The following is a 20,165-nucleotide window of genomic DNA, read 5'->3' as shown; positions in this document are numbered from 1 at the left end:
GTCGTGCACTGATCTTCGTTGATAATCAAAAGGGCGCTTCTCGGCATGAGCCAATCGGTTGCCTACTACAACGCGCACGCGCAGCAGTTTATAGACGAAACGCTGCATGTAGATATGTCCGCACTGTACGATGCATTTTTGCCACACCTCCCGGAAAATGCCCACATACTAGATGCTGGTTGCGGTTCCGGGCGAGATTCCCGGGAGTTTTTGGCCCGCGGCTATCGTGTTACAGCCTTTGATGCCTCCGAAAAGCTGGCCGCTTTGGCGACCAAAGCCATAAATCACCCGGTTTCTGTTCGCACGTTCAGCCAGGTTACTGAACATCAGGCCTACGATGGCATCTGGGCCTGCGCCAGCTTGCTCCACCTTCCCCTGCAACAGATACCCCAAGCACTCTCCCAACTATGGCAAGCCTTGAAGCCAGGCGGCGCTCTATACCTGAGCTTTAAGCGTGGTGAACACCAGCGCGAACACAACGGCAGGCACTTTACCGATGCGACAGAGGCTCAGCTTGAAAGCTGGGCAAGTGCTCTACCGGGGCTTGAGAAGATAGCCACCTGGCAGACAGCAGATCGCAGGCCGGGGCGGGATGAGTATTGGGTGAATGGGGTTTTTCATAAGCAGGCCGCAACGCCCGACAAGCTGATTACGGGCGGTAAGCACCAGCATTTCCTTCCGCACCTTTGTGCCAGCATCAATAAAGCCAGTGAGATTGATATGGCGGTGGCATTCGTAAAATCCACCGGATTGAAATTGCTGCTCCCCGACTTACTGAGTGCACTTGCCCGAGACGAACTGCCAGCGCGAGTTCGGGTTCTAACCAGTGATTATATGGACATCACCGACCCGGAAGCATTGCGCAGTTTAATGCTACTGCAAGAGAGGGGCGCGCAGGTTCGGGTCTATGAAAGTGCAGGCTCAAGCTTTCATCTTAAAGCCTATATTTTCACCTATGTTGGCAATGAAACGGCGCGGCAGGGAACGGCATTTATCGGCTCTAGTAATATCAGTCGCCAAGCGCTTCAGGATGGCTTGGAGTGGAACTACCGAGTGGACTACCCCAGCGATAACGGCTTTTTTGAAGCGCTGAGCCGTTTTGAGGAGCTATTTCGCCACCGCAACACCCTGCCTTTGTCAGATGGTTGGATTGATGAGTACGAAGCTCGAAGAGTTCTCCCACCTCGCCCTATGGAAGCTGGCAGCCACGAAGTTGAAGATCCACCAGAGCCAACGCCGGTACAAACTGCCGCGTTAGAAGCCCTGCGCGAAACACGATCTGAAGGATATAGCCGAGGTTTGGTGGTGTTGGCGACAGGCTTGGGTAAAACCTGGTTGTCTGCATTTGATGCGGCGCAAATGGGTGCCAGGCGAGTTCTGTTTGTTGCCCACCGGGAGGAAATTCTTCATCAGGCAGCCGAAACATTTATCCGCATTCGTCCCAAAAGCCGTGTGGGCTTTTATATGGGTAAACAGCGGGATATGGCTGTGGATGTGCTCTGTGCCTCGATACAAACTCTGGGAAAAGAGGCCCACTTAGAGCGCTTTGCACCCCAGCACTTTGATTACATTGTGGTGGACGAATTTCACCATGCCGCGGCACCAACCTATCACCGCTTGCTGAGCTATTTCGCCCCCACGTTCATGTTAGGTTTGACCGCCACACCAGATCGGACCGACCGCTCGGATATTCTTTCTCTGTGCGACGACAATCTAGTTTATGCTCACAACTTGTTTGAAGGCATCCGCAGTCAGCTGTTGGCCCCCTTTCACTACTATGGAATTTACGACGACAGCGTCGATTACGCGGAAATTCCATGGCGTAACGGTAAGTTTGATCCCAATCAACTGGCTCATAAACTCGCCACCTTAGGCCGTGCTCGCCATGCCGAGCGTGTGTGGCAGGCGCACCGGCAAGAGCGCACATTAGCGTTCTGTGTTTCGATCAACCATGCAGACTTTATGGCTGAGCAGTTCCAGAAACGAGGAATTGCTGCTGCCGCAGTTCATGGTAGGTCTGAACTATCCCGTGGCGAGGCTTTGGAACAACTGAAAGCTGGTGAGTTGGCCGTACTGTTTTCGGTAGATCTGTTTAACGAAGGCATGGATTTGCCGACCATTGATACCGTGATGCTATTGCGCCCAACGGAATCGAAAATCCTATTCTTGCAGCAGCTTGGCCGTGGCCTCCGTAAAGCAGAAGGCAAAGACAAACTGGTGGTTTTAGACTTTATCGGTAACCACCAAGGCTTTTTGCATAAGCCTCAGGCGCTGATGGGCGCGGACATGAACCACCGACAGTTGGCGCAGTATGCTCGCAAGGCAGAAACTCAAAAACTGGATTTACCAGACGGCTGCTTCATCAACTACGACCTGCAACTGATCGATTTTTTGAAGTCCTTGGATGGAGAGGGCACTGAGAAAGACTATCGCTTGCTGCGGGACACCCTTGGCCGCCGTCCAACGCTCACGGAGTTCTATCGCTTTGGTGCCAGTCTCCCTCAACTGCGCAAACAGTTCAGCCACTGGTTTGCGCTAGTGGCGCACATGGAGGACTTGGACGAGACGGAATCTAAGCTTGTAGAGCAGCAAACGGCGTTTCTTACTGAACTTGAAAAAACGGCCATGACCAAGTCGTTCAAAATGGTTCTGCTTGAGGCATTTCAAGAGCTGGATGGCTGGCGCAACCCGCCAGAATTGGCTGCATTAGCCAGCCAGTCTTTGAAAGTTCTGCAGCGTCGTCGTTCTTTGCTGGGGGAACTGCCAGAAGATATGCGGGAAAGCCCTGAACCAAGGGCTTGGCAGGCTTATTGGCGTAGGAATCCAGTCAAGGCATGGATCGGTGAGAACACCAAGAAAGCAGAATTCTTCAAAATTAATGATGGTCACTTTACTACCGCTATTACGTTTGAGAGTGACCAGATAGATGCCTTCACCGCATTGGTTCAGGAGTTGGTGGATTATCGGCTAGCCAGCTACGAGGCACGGAGCAACATAGAGCCGGTTGATCAGAGCGTGTCTGCTTTCCCGGGCAATGATGCCCTAGGTACCGAGCTGCCATTTTTCCCTACATTGAAAATCGCCTGCGGACACTTCCGAAGCAGTTCTGCGGAGGCCGAAGAGTACCGTCATCTTGGCGAAGGCCATGGACGACTGAACCCCAGCCGGCACTTTATCGCGCAAGCATCGGGTGATTCGATGAATGGCGGCAAACATCCAATTCACAGTGGCGATTATTTGCTGCTGGAACAGATCAATCCAGACCAAGCTGGCAGCATTACAGGCAAGACGCTAGCTATTGAACGCATGGATGAAACGGGCGACACGCAATATCTGCTGCGCATGGTCGAGAAGACGGCTCAAGGCCAATATGTTTTAAAAGCTAAGAATCCGAGCTATGACGATATTTTGGTAACGCCTGAGCTGAGTGAGCAGTTTCGGACGTTTGCGCGGCTTGAGGCGGTGATTGATCCGCTAGAGTTAGCCGTAGGCCAGAGTTTTATGCGGGAAGATATCCCGGGCTTGTTTGGAGCCGAGTTTAACCCGGGTAATTGGCAGAGCGGGCATGTGTTCTTGGCCGATGCAAACGCCCATGTCCTGTTAGTGACTTTGAATAAACAGGGTAAGGCGGAGAACCATCGCTACGTGGATCATTGGATTGATGAAAAACTGTTCCACTGGCAAAGCCAAAGGAGCACAACACCCGAGAGTAAGCGTGGTAGGGAATTAATAAACCATGCAGAGCTAGGACTGACGATCCATCTTTTCGTGCGTGGCAACAAGCTCCAAAACAAAAAAGCAGCTCCGTTTACGTACTACGGAACAATGGACTACCAAAGCCACGAAGGCAGCAGCCCAATGAGCGTTATTTTGAAGAGGGCATAAAATCTTTAGAAGTTAGTGGCGTTAAACCATACTTGGCTGCATACGCCTCCACAGCATCCACTAATGGCTGGTCGCCAAAGCGATCCAGCCATTCTTCGCCTTCGATCCCGATATCCGTGAATGAAACGCCATATCGCTGTTTAAGAATCAGCTCAATTTCTGAAATGCAGCTTTCCATATCGGGCACCTCACACTCCTAGATTGCTCACTGTATAAATAGGCTCTCACGGTGCCAGCGTATAAAGTTTTGTGATGGCGAAAACTTGCTTGGTAGCTCGATCGCTGTGCCGCTTCGTTCTAAAAACGTCTCTCGAATATGGTTGTTGCTCTGTTGTTTTTCCAGTTCAGAGGAAACGATCAGAGTGTAATCGTCGGAGAATGTAATCAACCCAATATCAAAGGCACGATCAAAAAAGGTGCTGAGGCACAGGCCATTGCGAGGGTTTAGGCGATTGTCCACATCTTCAGCCCAAGGTTTTATATGGCTGGCAACGAGAAAGCGTGGGTCGGCAATGCCCGTGACGCAGCATTGGTTGTCATAAGCTGAAAGCACGGCTTTGCGAAATAGGTTTTGGCTTTTTCGACGTTGGATGATCGCGGTGGCAGTTTCCCCACGATAGCCATCTAGCTCGCTAATTTCTGAGTCCTTGGGAACTGCCTTATCAAGGCTTTCAAGAGCCGTGGCGATCTCTGGCATGATTTTGGAAGGCTGCTCGCTAAATTCCTGCCATAAATCTCGATCTGCCTGCGAAGCTCCTGCTAACCCTTTGCGTCCAGAGCTTGTTATAACTGGATCCAAGCTGGCAAGATTGCTCAGTTTCATAGCAACGGAGCTGGGCGAACGCTCTAGCTTTTGTGCCACCTGAATAATGCGAGGGTTGTGCTGGTGGAACTTGCCGAAGGGCAGTTCGCAATAAAGCCCAAGAGCAACCAAACGATCAAACTCTGACCACTGCTTCCTTGTTGCCATTTCACTAGCCTCGCCAGTCCACCTTCCAGTTAATCCATCAATGCAACTTCATCCTCGGCTGCATCGCCCGGCTAATCTTATCCATAAACCAGATCACGCCCGTGCGCAGAAAGCCGTGCAAGGCCACCTGGTGCATGCGGTATAGCGATACATAAAACAGCCGCGCTACCTTGCCTTCAATGTACATGCTGCGGCCAGACAGGTTGCCCATCAGGTTGCCTACGGTGGTGTAGTGGCTGAAGTTGATCAGCGAGCCGTAGTCGTTGTACACGAAGGGTACGGCATCTTTGCCTTCCAGCCGGTTGCACAGGGTTTTGAACAGGGTGTCGGCCTGCTGGTGTGCCGCCTGAGCGCGGGGGGCTACGGGGCGGTCAGAATTCGGCTGCGGGCAGGCTGCGCAGTCGCCGAAGGCAAATATGTCTGTATCCTGGGTGGTTTGCAGGGTTTGGTGCACTATTAGCTGGTTGCTGCGGTTGGATTCCAGGCCGTCGAGGTCGGCCAAAAATGCAGGCGCTTTAATGCCAGCGGCCCAGATGGTCATTTCTGAGGGCAGTTCGGTGCCGTCTTTCAGTACCACAAGGCCAGGGCGAATTTCGCTTACGGGTTGGCCATTGAGTACTTTCACGTGTTGGCGGCCTAGCTCTTTGGTGGCGGCCGCCGATAGCCGCCCCGGCAACGCTGGTAGAATCCGGTCGGCGGCTTCAATCACGGTAATGGATACATCGGAGGCTTTCAGGTGGTTCATGCCGTAAACGGGCAGTTCCCGTGATGCCATTCGCAGTTCTGCAGCCAGCTCAACCCCTGTGGCGCCTGCGCCTATAATGCTTATGTTGAGGGCGTGAGCCCCGCCTTGCATGGCTTCGTGGTTTTTGCGCAAAAAGGCGTTGAGCATCAGGTTGTGGAAGCGCCGTGCCTGCTTCAGGCTGTCGAGGAACAGGCAGTTCTCCTGTGCACCGGGAGTGCCAAAATCGTTAGCAGTGCTGCCTACGGCAATCACCAGCGTGTCGTACTTTAGTCGGCGCTCAGGTACTACTTCAATGCCCTCCTCATCAAAAAAGGGGGCGATCACCAGTTCTTTGGCCTCACGGTTGAGGCCATTCATGCGGCCGAGCTGGAATTCGTAGTGGTGCCTGCGGGCGTGGGCCCGGTAGTTCACTTCGTTGGAGTTGGCATCCAGTGAGCCGGAGGCCACTTCGTGCAGCAGGGGCTTCCACACGTGGGTCAGGCCGGCATCAACAAGGGTAATGCGGGCTTTGCCTCTTTTGCCGAGTTTTCTGCCCAGGCTGGTAACAAGTTCGAGGCCGCCGGCACCGCCGCCGACCACCACAATGTGATGAAGGTTATCCATAGCGTTCAGACCTTTAAGTAATGAAAGCCAAACGCTCTTGCAGAAAAACGCTTGGCTGTCGTCACTGTGGGTGGCTTACAGGTAGGATACGGATGCTGCGAGGATAATACTAACGCGCTGCGGGCAGCCTGCACAATTGGTCGGAAGGCCCATATATTATTTGAAACACAGCAAGAGACAGAACGATATGAAAGTAGCAGTTTACTGTGGTTCCCGTTCAGGTAATGAGCCGCTATACGTTGAAAAGGCCAGAGAGCTGGGTGAGTACTTCGGTAATAACGGGATAGATCTGGTGTTTGGTGGTGGGCATGTCGGCCTCATGGGTGTTGTTGCCGATGCGGTGCTGGCCAGTGGCGGTAAGGTTTATGGTGTGATTCCGCAGCATCTGGTTAGCCGGGAATTGGCGCATCCGGGCCTTACCGAGCTTTTTGTTGTCGACAACATGCATGAGCGCAAGGCGAAGATGGCGGAGTTGGCCGATGGCTTCGTGGCCCTGCCTGGGGGCATTGGCACTTTAGAAGAAATCTTTGAGGTCTGGACCTGGGGGCAGCTTGGTTTTCATAAAAAGCCCTGCGCATTCTATAACGTGGAAGGCTTCTACAACGCGCAGCTCGATATGGTGAAAACCATGGTGGCTTCGGGGTTCGTTAAGCAGCAATACCTCGACATGATTGTGTTGGCCGATACGCCGGCCGCTCTGATAGAGGGGTTCAAGGGCTACACGGCACCGCAGGAAAAGTGGGCTTGAGCCCCAGCGGTACATTCCATAAAGTTAAAGCCGGCTGACTTTGCTCATTAGCTGGCTCCAACCAATGGGTAGGCGGTTTTCGAGGTTGGCCAGTGCGGGATCTTTCGGATGCATGGCCTCGAAGGGCTGTTTGCTGGCATACACGATGGTGTTGTTGGTTTTGCTCTTGAAAACCAGTAACACGGCAAAGTGCTTTTTCAGCTGGCGGAAGTAAGGCCCCTCCGGATCCGGGGAGCGATGGTAGTTCAGCACCAACCAGCCATGGTCACTCAGGGCCCGGCTGCAAGCTTCTACAAACTGGCGTTGCGCCTGTGCGGGGCTCATACGGTCTGCGCTGTACAGGTCGGCCAGAATTAAATCCGTACTGCTTTCAGGGATGTTGCTCAGGGCATCACGTGCATCGGCAATGGTTACGTTCAGGCGCGCGCTGTCGGGCAGGTCAAAGTATTCTCGGGCCACGTACAGCACTGCCTCGCGCAGCTCAATCGCGTGTATGTGGCACTCAGGAAACAGATGGTGAAACGCGCTGGCCATTACGCCGCCGCCAAGCCCCAGTATGGTGACGTGTTGCGGGCGTTTAAATGCCGCAGGCAGAAACATGGCGCGGTTGTATTCGTGCACCGGAACCTGGGGGTAGCGCCGGTCGATTTTGCTTTGCTCAAACACCGAGTTGAAGGTTAGTACCCGGTGCTTGCGGTAGTCGATCACCAAAATGCTGCCGAGCTTATCCCGACTGTGGTGAATAATATCGCCTTTGTTGAACATGCGTTGCTCTTTGAGAAAAATCCGGGGTGCTAGCGGTTCAGATGCTTGATCGCGTTCTGGTTGCCATTGGCGCGGGCGAGGCTTAATGCAGTATTGCCCTCTGCGTCCTGTAATTCCGGGTTGGCGCCTTTTTCCAGCAGAAGTTGCACTGTATCTGCATGGCCGTTGCCGGCGGCAAGCATGAGCAGGCTTTCGCCGTTACTGGTGCGCATGTTCACCGGAACACCGGCATCGAGCATTATACTGAGGGGGCCGGCACCACCGTTGCGTGCCAGTTCAAAAATACCCTGGGCGAAGGCGATGGCATCTTCGTCCATTTGGTTCTCTGGTTGTTGCGGCTGGCCGGGCTTGTGTTCGCTCATCTTGGCTCCATTTAAATAATGTCTGAACGGTCGTTGTAGACATGGGTACGATACCGTTGATACAACCTTTTATCACAGAATGCGTTAGCCTCAGGCACAATCGGTAGAATATATCTAAGCTAATAACAGCAATAACTGACAGGAGAAGGCACCATGAAACTGAACGTTGAGGGGATTGAAGAGGGCAAACCGATCCCGGATTTATTCGCGTTCGGCGTGTTCCACCCGGAAGACCGGATGAGTTTTGGCCCTAACCGGAACCCCGGAATGTCGTGGGAAGATGTACCGGAAGGCACTAAAAGCTTTGTGATTATGATGTTCGACCCGGATGTGCCCAGCGTGGCGGATGATGCGAATCAGGAAGGCAAAACCATTTCGAAGGATATTCCACGGGTGGATTTTTTCCATTGGCTGCTGGTGGATGTTCCTGCCCGTGTTAGTCGCATTCCGGAAGGCGAAGACAGTGATGGCGTTACGCCTAAAGGTAAGTGCGGAAATTCCGGCCCGTTTGGCGAGCGTGGGGTGAACAATTTCACCCAATTCCTTGCCGGAAACCCGGACATGGCAGGCACCTACTTCGGCTACGACGGCCCCTGCCCGCCCTGGAACGATGAGTTACTGCACCACTACCACTACGAAGTGCACGCTTTGGATGTAGAGACTCTTGGGCTTTCCGGGGAATTTGATGGCGAAGATGTGCGCAAGGCCATGAAGGGCCATGTGTTGGCCAGTGCGAGAGTGACCGGAACCTACACGCTGAACCCGGATTTGCGTTAAGGCCCATGGCGACTGGGCAGCTTATAGATCTGCCCAGTCGATTGTGCGGAAGTCGAAATCGTTTTCCAGTGTTGGTTTGATAATCTGGAAATACGGGGATGCATCAAAATCCCTTGGCGTAAACAAGGATGTTTGCCGGATTCGATAATGCTCGCGAATGCAGTCCCGGCAATTGGGGTCGTTTGCAGGCAGGGTGTTGACCGTTGGCAGTATTGGGTAATGCAGGCGCTGGAACCCTTCGGCTATGAAGGTGGAGCAGATGGCCCGTGTAGGATCGCCGCTTCCGAACGCCAGCAGCTTGTGCCTGTGCCGTGACGGAACCGGCGGTGTCTGGATAAGATAGCGAGCCAGATCGAATACGTTTTTCAGATCGTACTGATTACCCAAGCGGCCCAGAGCATACTCGGTGAGCATGTGAATATTCTCGTCATCAAGCCCTACAGGGCGGCAGATACGGGTATGGCTATTGCGGTAAAAGGACAGAGGCAGAGAACGAATGCCAAGCTCCAGATCTGCTTCAATCAGCGTGTGGGGTTCGCCATCTTCGGAAGAGCCCAAACCGGCATCCGGCCCCAGATAGAGAGCCGAATGAGACCAGGTCGACTGGGTCAGGTACTTTATGGCTACGCTGATGCGCGTATTCCCCTCAACCAGCAAAACATCCCCCGGCTTGAGCGCTTTGGCCAAGGCTTCCCATGTTGAGACGGGCACGGAATGTTGCGCCACTTGCTTGGTAAGGTAAGCGGCAAGATGCTTCGCCAGCCAGTTCAGGAACATTCTTCACTCCGGTTGGACTCAAGGCGGTTAATGGCCGTGTGAAAGCCAGCTTTGTAATAACTTCCCATGTTGTGTGTCTATTTTCTAGCCGCCTCTTCAGGCGGTGCCGGGCTCAGAAGGCCCAGAAATAACGCCATGGGCGGGGAGTCAGATCATGTCTACTATTCATCCTTTTGCACAGAAAGTTCAAGTTTCATATAAACACAGGCATACCGGGTTGTGGTCTGCTTTGTTGATGACCACGATGCTGGGCAGTGGTGGCATGGCAGTGGCGGGGAGCAGTCCCTGCTCGCCCTGCAAGAATAAATGTCGGGCTGGGCAACATTGTAAGGCGGGGTGTAAGGCAGGCTGTAACCCTTGCGCCATGAAGAAGCATCCATGTGCCTCGAAGAATCCCTGCGCAACGAAAAACCCTTGCGCGACCAAGCGCTGTAATCCGTGCGCGATCAAAAAGTGTAACCCCTGTGGGGCCACCGGAAAGTGCGGGGCCAAGCCTAACCCTTGCGCTGCGAAGAAGGTGACCCGTCCTGTAGGTTATCAACCCTACCAGGGCGACCCTGAAGAGCTGATGGCGCTGGGCAAAACGCTGTTCAACGATACGTCCCTTAGCAGTAACGGTCTTGCTTGTGCCTCTTGTCATAACGATGGCGCCGGGTACCAGGCAACCTTTGCCGAGGCTTATCCGCATTCAGTGGCCATGGCTCGGGAAATATTTGGTATGGATTCAGTGCATCTGGATGAGATGGTTCAGATTTGCATGGTTCAGCCCATGGCTGCCGATCCGCTGGCATGGGGCAGTAAGGAGCTGGCCGCACTGACTGCGTACATGGGAGAAATTCAGCGGGGGAGGTAGAAAACCATGACCCAATTACCGATTCCAGTGCTGGAACACCTTGATGACGCGCAATTGCGAAGCTGCCTCGGTGCCATTGCTGATATCCGCGAAAGCTACCGGCTGCTGAAAAAAGGCGGGTTGAATATTGTGGGTGAAGTGCTGAAAGGCCAAGGGGCTTTTTATGAGATGGACCACTACCCGAACGACGATGTTTATGATCGGGAGACGGCATCCCAGTATTACTACCATGCCCATCGGGATGACCATCCGGAGCATGGGCACTTCCACCTGTTTTTGCGTGCTGGAGCATTGCCTGAAGGTGTTGAGCCAGCGCTGGGCCCGAGGGGGGAAGACCGGGTGGCTCACCTGGTGGCAGTATCGATGGATGCCTGGGGCTACCCAACTGATTTGTTTGCAGTGAATCGTTGGGTTACCGATGAAAGCTGGCTGCCAGCAGATGTCATTGTGTCCGCTTTGGATCGTTTTGACATCGACCATGCTTATCCAAGCCTGCCCGTTAACCGATGGTTGGGAGCGATGGTTCGTTGCTTTAAGCCACAGATTGAAGCCCTGCTTTACCATCGGGATGCCGTTGTCGCTGATCAAGGCGGGCAAGATATGGGGCAGGTGCTGGAAGACCGGTCGCTGGAAATTACCGGCAGCATTCCTATTGATGTGGAGGGCTGGGCAGCCAGCCTGGAGGCAGAACAGGAGCGCCGCCAGTTGGCTGGGGCCAGGGCTGTCGTGGCTGAGCATCAGCAGCCGGAAGAGGTTTAATCCTGATTGCTTTTGCCGGATTGGTGGGCCTTGAGTGCGTCTGTTACTCGCTCATCAATTCGGCGCAGAAAATCTTCGTCTACCTTGAACGATGAATGGTATGTCATCAGCTCTGTGCTGGTTCTGAGGTTGTCGATGAACGTGCGGCAGCCTTTGCACATCATCAGGTGTACTTTTACTGAGAGGTTTTGTCGGGTACCGAGTTCGTCATCAATGTAATCGCTGGCGATTCTGGCCAGATCCCTGCACATTAGCATTCGCCTGTCTCCTGGAAAGCCTCCACCATAAGGAATACCTTTTGCCGGGCACGGTGTAAGAGTACCCGTAGATTAGAGGCACTGACATCCAGAATGTTACACACTTCACCGGAAGCGTGTTGATGGGCTTCGTATAGCATCAAGGCAGAACGCTGGGTTTCCGGCAGCGCGGACAGGTGTTTGTCGAGGCAGTCATTGAGCGCTTCGGTTTCCATAAGCGCCTCGGCAGACTCGTGAAATCGAGCTTGGGGTGGTGCCTTCCAGCGGCCGGACGGTTTGAATCGGTTGGCGAGATCGGGGTCGAGGCTATCGGAAAAATCTGTTACCACCTCACGGCTGCTCGACCGAATCTGATTTTTGCATCGATTGGCAACAATTCGGTGTAACCAGGTTTTCAGGCCAGATCGACCTTCGAACTTCTGTATGGCATCGATTACGGATACCCAGCAGTCCTGAACGACTTCATCTGCGTTTGCATGATCAAGATAGAATCTGGCAACGGCGAGCATGCTGGGAGAATAGTGACGAACAGCGTGTTTATAAGCCGACGGGTCGCCCTCTTTCATGCGCTCGACTAGCGAGAGCTCGGTTTCCGTATGTGCTGCGGTACCCATGGCGAAGAAGTTCCTATGTTGTGGGCCACTCTTCAGGTTACTGGATTGTTGGAATATGAGCCCGAAACGACCGGCTGTGCATACCCTATAGTGTTTAAGATGCCGGAAAAGTTCCGGAACCCTTGGGTAGTGGCCGAAAAAATTCAGTTTCTTTACGTTGTAACATTCAGTCAGTGATCGTGTCTGGGTAATAACAACGTATAGGTTTATACACTTTTTACAGGCGCAAACATGAATCGAAGCAAGCTGATACTGATTCTGGTCATACTGGCGGTTGTTGGCATTTTTATTGGCCTGGACGGTCATAAACTGCTGACGCTGGCTAATCTGCAGTCCCATCAGGCGAGCCTGGCACAGTGGATTGAGGGCAACCTCCTGCTGGCAGTTGCAGGGTATACGGCTATCTATGTAGTAGTGACGGCGCTGTCCCTGCCCGGCGCGGTTATTATGACTCTTGCCGGGGGTGCATTTTTTGGCAACACCTATGGGCTGTTGGCGGTTTCCCTGGCGTCTACTGTGGGTGCTTCCCTCGCCTTTCTCGTTGCCAGATTCCTGATGCGCGATACATTGCGCTCCCGCTATCGGGAAACCGTGGCGAAGATGGATCGGGGTGTGGAAAAAGACGGCGCTTTCTATCTCGCCACCCTGCGGCTCGTGCCCGTGTTCCCGTTTTTCCTGATCAATCTGGCCATGGGCCTTACCTCCATGAAGCTGCGCACCTATGCGTTGATAAGCTGGGTGGCGATGCTGCCCGGCACGTTTATCTATGTGAACGCCGGAACCCAATTGGGACAGATCCAATCTACTGCCGATATTGTCTCTGCAGACCTGTTGCTCTCGTTTGCCCTGTTGGGCATTTTCCCGCTGATTGCCAAGTTTGTGGTGGGCTTTATTCGCCGTCGCCGGGTTTACTCTGGCTGGCAAAAGCCGGAATCCTTTGATTACAACATGCTGGTGATAGGCGGCGGATCAGCGGGCTTGGTGACGGCGTATATTGCCGCTGCTGTAAAAGCCAAGGTGGCGCTGATTGAAAAGCACAAACTGGGTGGCGATTGCCTGAATACCGGTTGCGTGCCGTCCAAAGCCTTGATTCGAAGTGCCAAAGCTGCCGATACGATGCGCCATGCCAACCGTTACGGGCTGGAATCTGTGCCTGTGAAGGGCTCCTTCAAGAACATTATGGGTCGGGTTAAGGACGTAATTGCCAAAATTGAGCCACACGATTCCCCCGATCGTTATCAGAAGTTGGGTGTGGACTGCATTTTCGGCGAAGCGAATTTTATTTCCCCCTGGGAGCTGGAAATAAAGCACAACGATGGCCGTACCGAGCGCCTCACGGCACGCAGTATTGTGGTTGCAACGGGCGGTAAGCCGGCTATGCCTGCAATACCCGGGCTTGAGGATATGAGCCCGCTGACCTCAGACACGCTGTGGGATCTGGAGGAGCAGCCGGAGCGACTGTTGATTCTGGGTGGTGGGCCTATTGGGTCTGAGCTTGCCCATGCTTTTGTGCGCTTGGGCACCAAGGTTATTCAGGTTCAGCGTGGCGACCGCTTGTTGGTGAAAGAGGACGAAGACGTTTCTGCTCTGATCAAGCAGCAGTTTGAAGCAGACGGTATTGATCTGCGCCTGAACCATACCGCTGTGGAGTTCCGCATGGAGGAGGGTGAGAAAGTTGCTTATTGCGACCACAAGGGCGAGCGGGTGCGCATTCCATTCGATCAGGTGCTTGTGGCTGTAGGCCGCACTGCAAACACCTCTGGCCTGAATCTGGAGCGGATTGGCGTGGAGCCTCTGCCCAATGGTGCAGTGGCTGTGGAAGACGATATGAGCCTGCGCTATCCCAACGTGTTTGCTTGTGGCGATGTGGCTGGGCCTTATCAGTTTACCCACGCGGCGGCGCATCAGGCGTGGTATGCGGCAGTAAACGGTTTGTTTGGGCAGTTCAAGCGCTTCAAGGTGGATTACCGGGTTATGCCCTGGGTTACGTTCACCTCGCCGGAAGTGGCCCGTGTGGGACTCAGTGAGGCGGAGGCGAAAGCGCAAGGCGTGGCCTATGAGCTAACCCGTTACGGCTTGGATGATCTCGACCGGGCGATCACAGACGGCGAAGACTACGGCTTCATCAAAGTGCTCACACCCCCAGGCAAGGATAAGATTCTCGGCGCGGTGGTTGTAGGTTCCCGCGCTGGTGAAATCCTCGCGGAGTTTACGCTGGCCATGAAGCACGGCCTGGGGCTGAACAAGATTCTGGGCACGATTCACCCTTATCCCACATGGAACGAATCAGCCAAGTACGCTGCCGGTGAGTGGAAGCGTGCGAATGCGCCCGAGGGCGTTCTCAAACTGTTGGAAAAATTACACGGCTGGCGGCGAGGCAAAAATCAGCGCCGCCTGCCCGACACTTCAAACGTGACGCCATAGTGTCACAGCACCAAGGAGCATCCATGCCCCTGACTGAAACACGACCTGCCAGGCAGCGCATACCAGCGGTAGAAGTGCTGGCACCCAGAGGCCATGACAGCTGGACTCACACTCGCAATGGCGACCCTCGGGGTTACATTGATGCAGACAAGCTGAAAGAGCTGTGGATTCACACGGGTACGGCCTGCAACCTGGCTTGCCCGTTCTGCCTTGAGGGCAGCCATCCCGGCGATGGCCGTATTCCCGGCATGAAGCTGAGCGATGTGAAGCCGTTCATTCACGAAGCCATTGATATGGGTGTGGAGCAGTTTTCGTTCACCGGTGGCGAGCCGTTCGTGATTCGCGACTTTGTGAACATTCTGGATTACGCCAGTCAGCACCGGCCCTGTTTTGTGCTGACCAATGCCACTGAGCCGTTACTCAAGCGTCGGCATCAGGTGTTGCCGTTGCTGGATAATCCCTACCCGATTCATTTCCGCGTTAGCCTGGATTTTCCTGACCGTGCTCGCCATGACAAGGATCGTGGTGAGGGGAGTTTTGATCAGGCGTTGGAGGGTATTCACTGGCTGATTGAGCAGGGGTTTAAGGTTTCGATTGCGCGGCAGACGGATGCCAATGAGGTGTCTGCTGAGGTAGAGGCGGCGTTCCGTGGGATTTTCCGCGAGTGGCAGATTCCGGAGAATCTGGCGTTTACGGCGTTCCCTGATTTGGGTACGCCGGGCTCGGAGGATGGGAGTCCGGAGATTACTGAGGGGTGCATGGAGAAGTATCCAACGCCTCAGAGCCGCTCTCATTTCATGTGTACCTATACGCGGATGCTGGTGAAGAAAGGTGATTCAGTGCGGGTTTATGCGTGCACGCTGGTGGATGATGACCCTGAGTATGATTTGGGTGGGTCGCTGGCGGAGAGCATGGCGGAGCGCATTATGTTGCGGCACCATCGGTGTTTTTCTTGTTATCGCTATGGGGCTAGTTGTTCGGCGCCTGTCTGATTTTTTGCATGGGAGTTGGCGGTATGGGGGGTGACGTTTTATTTTCGCCAGAAAAAGATGTCTGAGCGCAGCGAGTTATTTTTCCAAGAAAATAAAACGTCACCCCCCATACCGCGGGAACACCTTGCTAGCCTCCCAGGCTGAAAAAATTATGGGAATCCCGGAACACATTGAGGAAATAGACGACAGTGAATATCACAGAGGCCGCGCTGTTTTGGGGGTTTTTGCTGGTTTATGGCGTGGTTATGTATGTGCTGTCGCCGAAGAGCAGGAACTCGGAGTCGTTTTACAAGGGTGCGGATGATCAAGGTAATCCGGTAAGTCAGTGGTCGCTTACGGCCAGTATTTTTATCAGTTGGATTTTTGCCAAGTCGGTGACCAATGCGGCGAATCTGGGGGCGGATTACGGGGTGGTTGGCGGGCTGGCTTATGCCAGTTACTGGCTTTCGATTCCGGTGGCCGGGTATGTCATTTACCTGATTCGTACTCAGACGGGTGCGCGGAGCTTGCAGGATTTTCTTACGTCGCGGTTTGGGCGTCTTGCAGGGTTGGCGTTTGCGGCGGCTATTCTGATTCGGTTGTATAACGAGGTGTGGAGCAACACGGCGGTTGTGGGCGGTTACTTCGGGCTTCCGGGGGAGTTTGAGTATTACCTTGCGGCGATGGTGTTCACGGCGTTTACGCTGGCCTATAGCTTGAAGGGCGGGCTGCGTTCTTCGATTTTTACGGATGTGATTCAAACGTTCGTGTTTGTGTTTTTTCTGGGTGCGGTGCTGTTCATGATTATCCCGGCCAACGATTCTTCCGCTTTGCTGAGCGAGGGTGAGTTCCGGTTGAACGCGGGCTTCGATTTGTTGCTGGTGGCTCTGTTGCAGATGTTCAGTTATCCCTTCCATGACCCAGTGCTGACGGACCGTGCCTTTGTGAACAAGGAAAAAACCATGCTCAAGAGTTTTGTGGTGGCGGGCTTGCTGGGCTTTGTGGCGGTGTTTTTGTTCAGTCTGGTGGGGGTGCATGCGCGGCTTAACGGTATTGAAGCTATGGGCAATGCGCCGGTGGCTGTGGGGCAATCGTTGGGGCTGGCGGCTTTGTTTTTCATGAGTGTAGTGATGATGACGTCTGCGGGTTCCACTCTGGATTCAACGTTTACTTCGTTGGCCAAGTCTCTGGCAGTGGACTTGCCACGGCTGGTGCAAGGTGCAAAAGACCGGCTGCCGAGTATGCGTGTGGGTGCGGTGGTGATGGTTGTGTTTGCGGTGATTGGCAACCTGCCTATGTTCGCCGGTACGGATATTCTCAAGGCCACCACCGTTTCCGGCACCATGGTGATGGGATTGGCTCCGGTGTTTCTGTTTTATGGGTTCACCCGCTGGTCGCCGTGGAGTTTTCATCTCAGTTTTTGGACAGGCCTTGGGCTTGGTGTTCTTTTGGCGGCGGGGCTTATTCCGGCGAGCTGGGCGATTGGGAGTGGCAAGTACGCCACGCTGTTGGGCGTTAATGCATACGGATTTCTGATATGCACCGTTGGTTTCTTCTTGCCGCTGGCGGTGCGCTTTCTGGCCGGAAAAACGCTGGCGGCCGGAGAGGCGCGATGACAGAAGGCCGCAGTTGTCCTCTGGCTTATCGTTACCAGCCCGCTTCTTTGTGCGCAGATCCCGTGCCGGTGGCCGAAGACGTTATTTATGTAATTGGCGGGCTCTACGGCAATCCGTTTGCGCTGGATGAAATTGAGAAGATGGCGCTCGCCGAAGAGCGGCAAGGGAGCAGCGTAAAGCTGGTGTTCAACGGCGATTTTAACTGGTTTAACGCCAGTAACGAGCTCTTCCGCGATATCAACAATCGGGTGCTGAAGCACACGGCTATTCTGGGTAATGTAGATTTTGAGCTGGCTACTCCCAGTGCGGGTGCCGGGTGTGGTTGTGCTTACCCTGAGTTTGTAGATCAGGGTGTGGTTGAGCGGTCTAATCAGATTATGTCGAGGCTGCAAAATCTCGCCGCAACACACCCCGATATTCAGCAGCGCTTAGCCGCTCTCCCAAGATATCAGTGCATGATGTTTGGAGGACTAAAGGTTTTGGTGTTGCATGGCGATCCGGAGTCTTTGGCAGGCTGGGGGTTGGCCTACGAATCCTTTGCTGCTGGTAACCAGGGCCGTCTTGATGAGTGGTTTCGGGAATCTGGCGCGGATGTAATAGCCTCAACCCACACGTGCCTGCCAGTACTCTGGTCTGGCGGCGCTCAGGGGCGGTCTTGTGTGGTGGCAAATAACGGCTCATCTGGCATGGGTAACTTGAGCGGGGATGCCAGAGGGCTGGTCACTCGCATAAGCCGCACGGCATCGACAGTTGAGTCTGTGGCTGGGCTGATTTCTGGCGGCGGGATACATGTGGACCTGATGCCTGTAGATTTTAATGTCAGTGCGTGGGTGGAGCGGTTCGATCAGCTTTGGCCGGCGGGGTCGCCAGCAGCAATCTCATATCGAAAGCGCCTCCTCGAAGGCGCTTCATTGAGCCCTTGCGACCTTGTTTTCCCCTCAGCACCATAATCTTTAAGGCGCTGGCGAATGCAGTAATTTAGGCTATTCTTAGGGTGGGTATAAGGGTTTCCCGGGGTGTAATTCCCTGGCCAGACTTGAAATATATTTTGTGGTCTATATAATTTGACGCTTAATTTTAAGAGCGAATCACTTAAGTTATGACTTCTGAAGGATCGAATACCACCGCCATCACCCTTCGCAAACCAACAAAGGATGATGGCTTCAGGCTCCACCAGTTGGTAGCAGAGTGCCCTCCACTGGACGCCAACTCCATTTACTGCAACCTCCTGCAGTGCAGCGATTTTGCCGATACAGGCGTAGCTGCGGAGAAAGACGGCGATCTGGTTGGTTTTATCTCCGGTTATACCCCTCCCCAAAAACCCGAAACCGTTTTCGTATGGCAGGTTGCCGTTCATGAAAAGGGTCGCGGGCAAGGTCTGGCCAAGCGGATGCTGAAAGAAATCGTGGCCAGGGATGCGTGCAAAAACGTTACCCACATGGAAACCACGATTACCGCTGATAACGAGGCCTCTTGGGCGTTGTTCCGCTCGTTTGCACGGGATATGGGCGCAGAGATTGTGCACCACGAGCACTTCGAGAAAGGCGCTCATTTCGGTGGCAATGCCGATTCCGAATTTCTGCTGCGTATCGGGCCTTTTACCAAAAAGCCCTGAGCTCCTGAATCCCCCACCTGACCAAACATCACCGGACACAGTTGCGGGCCGCACAGAATTATTACCACAGAATTCAATTGATAGGGCCAGAAGGCCAAGAGGAAAAACCATGGAAATTTTTAAGTCTACTGAATCCGAAGTACGCGTATACAGCCGCGCCTTTCCAGTGATTTTTAACCGCGCCAAGAACGCGCATCTTTACACGGAAGACGGCAAGCAGTACCTGGATTTTCTGGCGGGTGCGGGTTCGCTGAACTACGGCCATAACAACGATACGCTGAAAAAAGCACTGCTTGAGTACATCGAGTCCGACGGCGTGAGCCAGGGCCTGGATATGTTCACTACCGCCAAGCAAGGCTTCATGGAAGCCTATAAAAAGTACATTCTTGACCCCCGCGGGCTGGATTACAAAATGCAGTTCACCGGCCCCACAGGCACTAACTGTGTGGAAGCTGCTCTGAAGCTGGCCCGTAAGGTAAAAGGCCGTACCGGCATTATTTCGTTCACCAATGGTTTCCACGGTGTAACCATGGGTGCCGTTGCTGCAACCGGTAACAAACACCATCGCGGTGGTGTTGGCGCGCCCCTGAGCAATGTGGACTTCATGTTCTACGACGGCTACCTGGGTGAAGACGTAGACAGCCTGGCCATTATGGACAAGCTGTTGTCAGACGGTTCTTCCGGTGTTGAGGTTCCGGCTGCTGTTATTGTTGAGGCGGTTCAGGGTGAGGGTGGCTTGAACGCCGCACGCGCCGAGTGGCTGAAGGGTCTGGAAGCCCTGTGTAAGAAGCATGACATGCTGCTGATTCTGGACGACATCCAGGCGGGTAATGGCCGTACCGGCGAGTTCTTCAGCTTTGAGTTTGCCGGCATTACGCCGGATATCGTTACTGTGTCCAAGTCCCTGAGCGGCTATGGCCTGCCCATGGCACTGGTGCTGTTCAAGCCTGAGCTGGATATTTGGAGTTCGGGTGAGCACAACGGTACCTTCCGCGGCAACAACATGGCGTTTGTTACGGCCCGCGCTGCCATCGAGACTTACTGGAAAGATGACAGCTTTGCCAACGAAGTGAAGGAAAAAACCCAGGTACTTGGCGATGCGCTACAGGCTATTTGCGATAAGTATCCGGGTGAGTTCAAAATGAAAGGACGTGGTTTGATGCGTGGCATTGAAGCGACCAATGCTGACATTACCGGACCGGTTACCAAGCGTGCGTTTGAGCACGGCTTGATCATTGAGACCAGCGGCCCGAATGATGAGGTGATCAAGTGCCTGATGCCGCTGACCACCAGCAAGGACGACCTGAAGCTGGGGGCCGAATTGCTGGCAAAGAGTGTGGATGAAATCATGCAGGAAAGCATGAGCAAGGCGTCTTAAGACGCCTGTTGTTAACCAGGACATTTATACTGCACGGTAAGCCAGG

At 53.9% G+C, this 20,165-nt stretch carries 19 protein-coding genes; 11 read left to right on the top strand and 8 right to left on the bottom strand.

Translation table 11 applies throughout. From position 1 onward, the window contains the following. Window positions 1-45: 45 nt before the first annotated feature. Window positions 46-3,885 (top strand): DUF3427 domain-containing protein, encoded by a 3,840-nt coding sequence (locus tag Q0824_RS12820; RefSeq protein ID WP_298451206.1) that lies wholly within the window; start codon window positions 46-48, stop codon window positions 3,883-3,885. Here the strand turns inward: Q0824_RS12820 and Q0824_RS12815 are convergent. From Q0824_RS12815 to Q0824_RS12805, 3 genes are read right to left on the bottom strand one after another with little or no spacing between them, the layout of a single operon-like run. Next, window positions 3,866-4,072 carry a hypothetical protein gene (locus Q0824_RS12815; RefSeq protein ID WP_298451203.1) on the bottom strand — a complete coding sequence of 69 codons (207 nt, stop codon included), beginning with the start codon at window positions 4,070-4,072 and terminating at the stop codon, window positions 3,866-3,868. The genes Q0824_RS12820 and Q0824_RS12815 overlap by 20 nt on opposite strands. Before the next feature lie 18 nt (window positions 4,073-4,090). Continuing rightward, entirely contained in the window at window positions 4,091-4,855 is a 765-nt protein-coding gene (locus Q0824_RS12810; protein ID WP_298451200.1) for an HNH endonuclease, read from the bottom strand. 37 nt (window positions 4,856-4,892) lie between these two features. Next, window positions 4,893-6,203 (bottom strand): NAD(P)/FAD-dependent oxidoreductase, encoded by a 1,311-nt coding sequence (locus Q0824_RS12805; protein ID WP_298451197.1) that lies wholly within the window; start codon window positions 6,201-6,203, stop codon window positions 4,893-4,895. A gap of 187 nt (window positions 6,204-6,390) precedes the next feature. Between Q0824_RS12805 and Q0824_RS12800 the strand changes: the two genes are divergently transcribed. Then, window positions 6,391-6,951 carry a TIGR00730 family Rossman fold protein gene (locus tag Q0824_RS12800; protein ID WP_298451195.1) on the top strand — a complete coding sequence of 187 codons (561 nt, stop codon included), beginning with the start codon at window positions 6,391-6,393 and terminating at the stop codon, window positions 6,949-6,951. A 24-nt stretch (window positions 6,952-6,975) separates the two neighbouring features. On the opposite strand, the gene Q0824_RS12795 is transcribed toward Q0824_RS12800, so the two are convergent. Together Q0824_RS12795 and Q0824_RS12790 are read right to left on the bottom strand one after the other, a co-directional pair. Continuing rightward, window positions 6,976-7,716: a methyltransferase domain-containing protein gene (locus Q0824_RS12795; protein WP_298451193.1), complete on the bottom strand. Its 741-nt coding sequence runs from the start codon at window positions 7,714-7,716 to the stop codon at window positions 6,976-6,978. Window positions 7,717-7,745: 29 nt separating this feature from the next. Continuing rightward, window positions 7,746-8,078 carry an ankyrin repeat domain-containing protein gene (locus Q0824_RS12790; RefSeq protein WP_298451191.1) on the bottom strand — a complete coding sequence of 111 codons (333 nt, stop codon included), beginning with the start codon at window positions 8,076-8,078 and terminating at the stop codon, window positions 7,746-7,748. A 153-nt stretch (window positions 8,079-8,231) separates the two neighbouring features. On the opposite strand from Q0824_RS12790, the gene Q0824_RS12785 reads away from it, so the two are divergent. Then, window positions 8,232-8,855: a YbhB/YbcL family Raf kinase inhibitor-like protein gene (locus Q0824_RS12785; RefSeq protein ID WP_298451189.1), complete on the top strand. Its 624-nt coding sequence runs from the start codon at window positions 8,232-8,234 to the stop codon at window positions 8,853-8,855. Between the two features lie 21 nt (window positions 8,856-8,876). On the opposite strand, the gene Q0824_RS12780 is transcribed toward Q0824_RS12785, so the two are convergent. Beyond that, window positions 8,877-9,632 carry a YiiX/YebB-like N1pC/P60 family cysteine hydrolase gene (locus Q0824_RS12780; RefSeq protein WP_298451188.1) on the bottom strand — a complete coding sequence of 252 codons (756 nt, stop codon included), beginning with the start codon at window positions 9,630-9,632 and terminating at the stop codon, window positions 8,877-8,879. Window positions 9,633-10,149: 517 nt separating this feature from the next. On the opposite strand from Q0824_RS12780, the gene Q0824_RS12775 reads away from it, so the two are divergent. Both Q0824_RS12775 and Q0824_RS12770 read left to right on the top strand, forming a co-directional pair. After that, a complete protein-coding gene (locus tag Q0824_RS12775) occupies window positions 10,150-10,485 on the top strand; it encodes a cytochrome c peroxidase (protein ID WP_298451186.1) in 336 nt (111 codons plus the stop codon). 6 nt (window positions 10,486-10,491) lie between these two features. After that, the gene (locus tag Q0824_RS12770; protein ID WP_298451183.1) at window positions 10,492-11,244 is read left to right on the top strand and encodes a hypothetical protein; all 753 of its coding nucleotides are present in this window, start codon (window positions 10,492-10,494) and stop codon (window positions 11,242-11,244) included. On the opposite strand, the gene Q0824_RS12765 is transcribed toward Q0824_RS12770, so the two are convergent. Then, on the bottom strand, window positions 11,241-11,501 hold the full coding sequence (locus tag Q0824_RS12765) for a zf-HC2 domain-containing protein (protein ID WP_298451182.1): 261 nt from the start codon (window positions 11,499-11,501) through the stop codon (window positions 11,241-11,243). The two genes, Q0824_RS12770 and Q0824_RS12765, sit on opposite strands and share 4 nt — an antisense overlap. Further along, on the bottom strand, window positions 11,495-12,115 hold the full coding sequence (locus Q0824_RS12760) for an RNA polymerase sigma factor (RefSeq protein ID WP_298451180.1): 621 nt from the start codon (window positions 12,113-12,115) through the stop codon (window positions 11,495-11,497). Before Q0824_RS12760 ends, Q0824_RS12765 begins: the two co-directional genes overlap by 7 nt. Window positions 12,116-12,346: 231 nt before the next feature. Between Q0824_RS12760 and Q0824_RS12755 the strand changes: the two genes are divergently transcribed. The 6 genes from Q0824_RS12755 to ectB all read left to right on the top strand — a co-directional run bounded on the left by Q0824_RS12755 (window position 12,347) and on the right by ectB (window position 20,119). Further along, the gene (locus Q0824_RS12755) at window positions 12,347-14,539 is read left to right on the top strand and encodes a bifunctional TVP38/TMEM64 family protein/FAD-dependent oxidoreductase (RefSeq protein WP_298451178.1); all 2,193 of its coding nucleotides are present in this window, start codon (window positions 12,347-12,349) and stop codon (window positions 14,537-14,539) included. Between the two features lie 23 nt (window positions 14,540-14,562). Further along, window positions 14,563-15,531 carry a radical SAM protein gene (locus tag Q0824_RS12750; RefSeq protein ID WP_298451175.1) on the top strand — a complete coding sequence of 323 codons (969 nt, stop codon included), beginning with the start codon at window positions 14,563-14,565 and terminating at the stop codon, window positions 15,529-15,531. A gap of 188 nt (window positions 15,532-15,719) precedes the next feature. Further along, complete coding sequence (locus Q0824_RS12745; RefSeq protein ID WP_298451172.1) at window positions 15,720-17,126, top strand: sodium:solute symporter; 1,407 nt, start codon at window positions 15,720-15,722, stop codon at window positions 17,124-17,126. Further along, window positions 17,123-18,076: a hypothetical protein gene (locus Q0824_RS12740; protein ID WP_298451169.1), complete on the top strand. Its 954-nt coding sequence runs from the start codon at window positions 17,123-17,125 to the stop codon at window positions 18,074-18,076. Before Q0824_RS12745 ends, Q0824_RS12740 begins: the two co-directional genes overlap by 4 nt. Window positions 18,077-18,225: 149 nt before the next feature. Continuing rightward, window positions 18,226-18,741, top strand: coding sequence for a diaminobutyrate acetyltransferase (gene ectA, locus Q0824_RS12735; protein WP_298451166.1), 516 nt, complete (start codon window positions 18,226-18,228; stop codon window positions 18,739-18,741). Between the two features lie 109 nt (window positions 18,742-18,850). Continuing rightward, a complete protein-coding gene (gene ectB / locus Q0824_RS12730) occupies window positions 18,851-20,119 on the top strand; it encodes a diaminobutyrate--2-oxoglutarate transaminase (RefSeq protein WP_298451163.1) in 1,269 nt (422 codons plus the stop codon). The last annotated feature ends 46 nt before the right edge of the window (window positions 20,120-20,165 follow it).

It is taken from the genome of uncultured Marinobacter sp. (genome assembly GCF_947488835.1).
Classification (GTDB): domain Bacteria; phylum Pseudomonadota; class Gammaproteobacteria; order Pseudomonadales; family Oleiphilaceae; genus Marinobacter.
The sequence above is the reverse complement of the archived record's forward strand: the minus strand, read 5'-3'. Positions and strand labels throughout refer to the sequence as shown.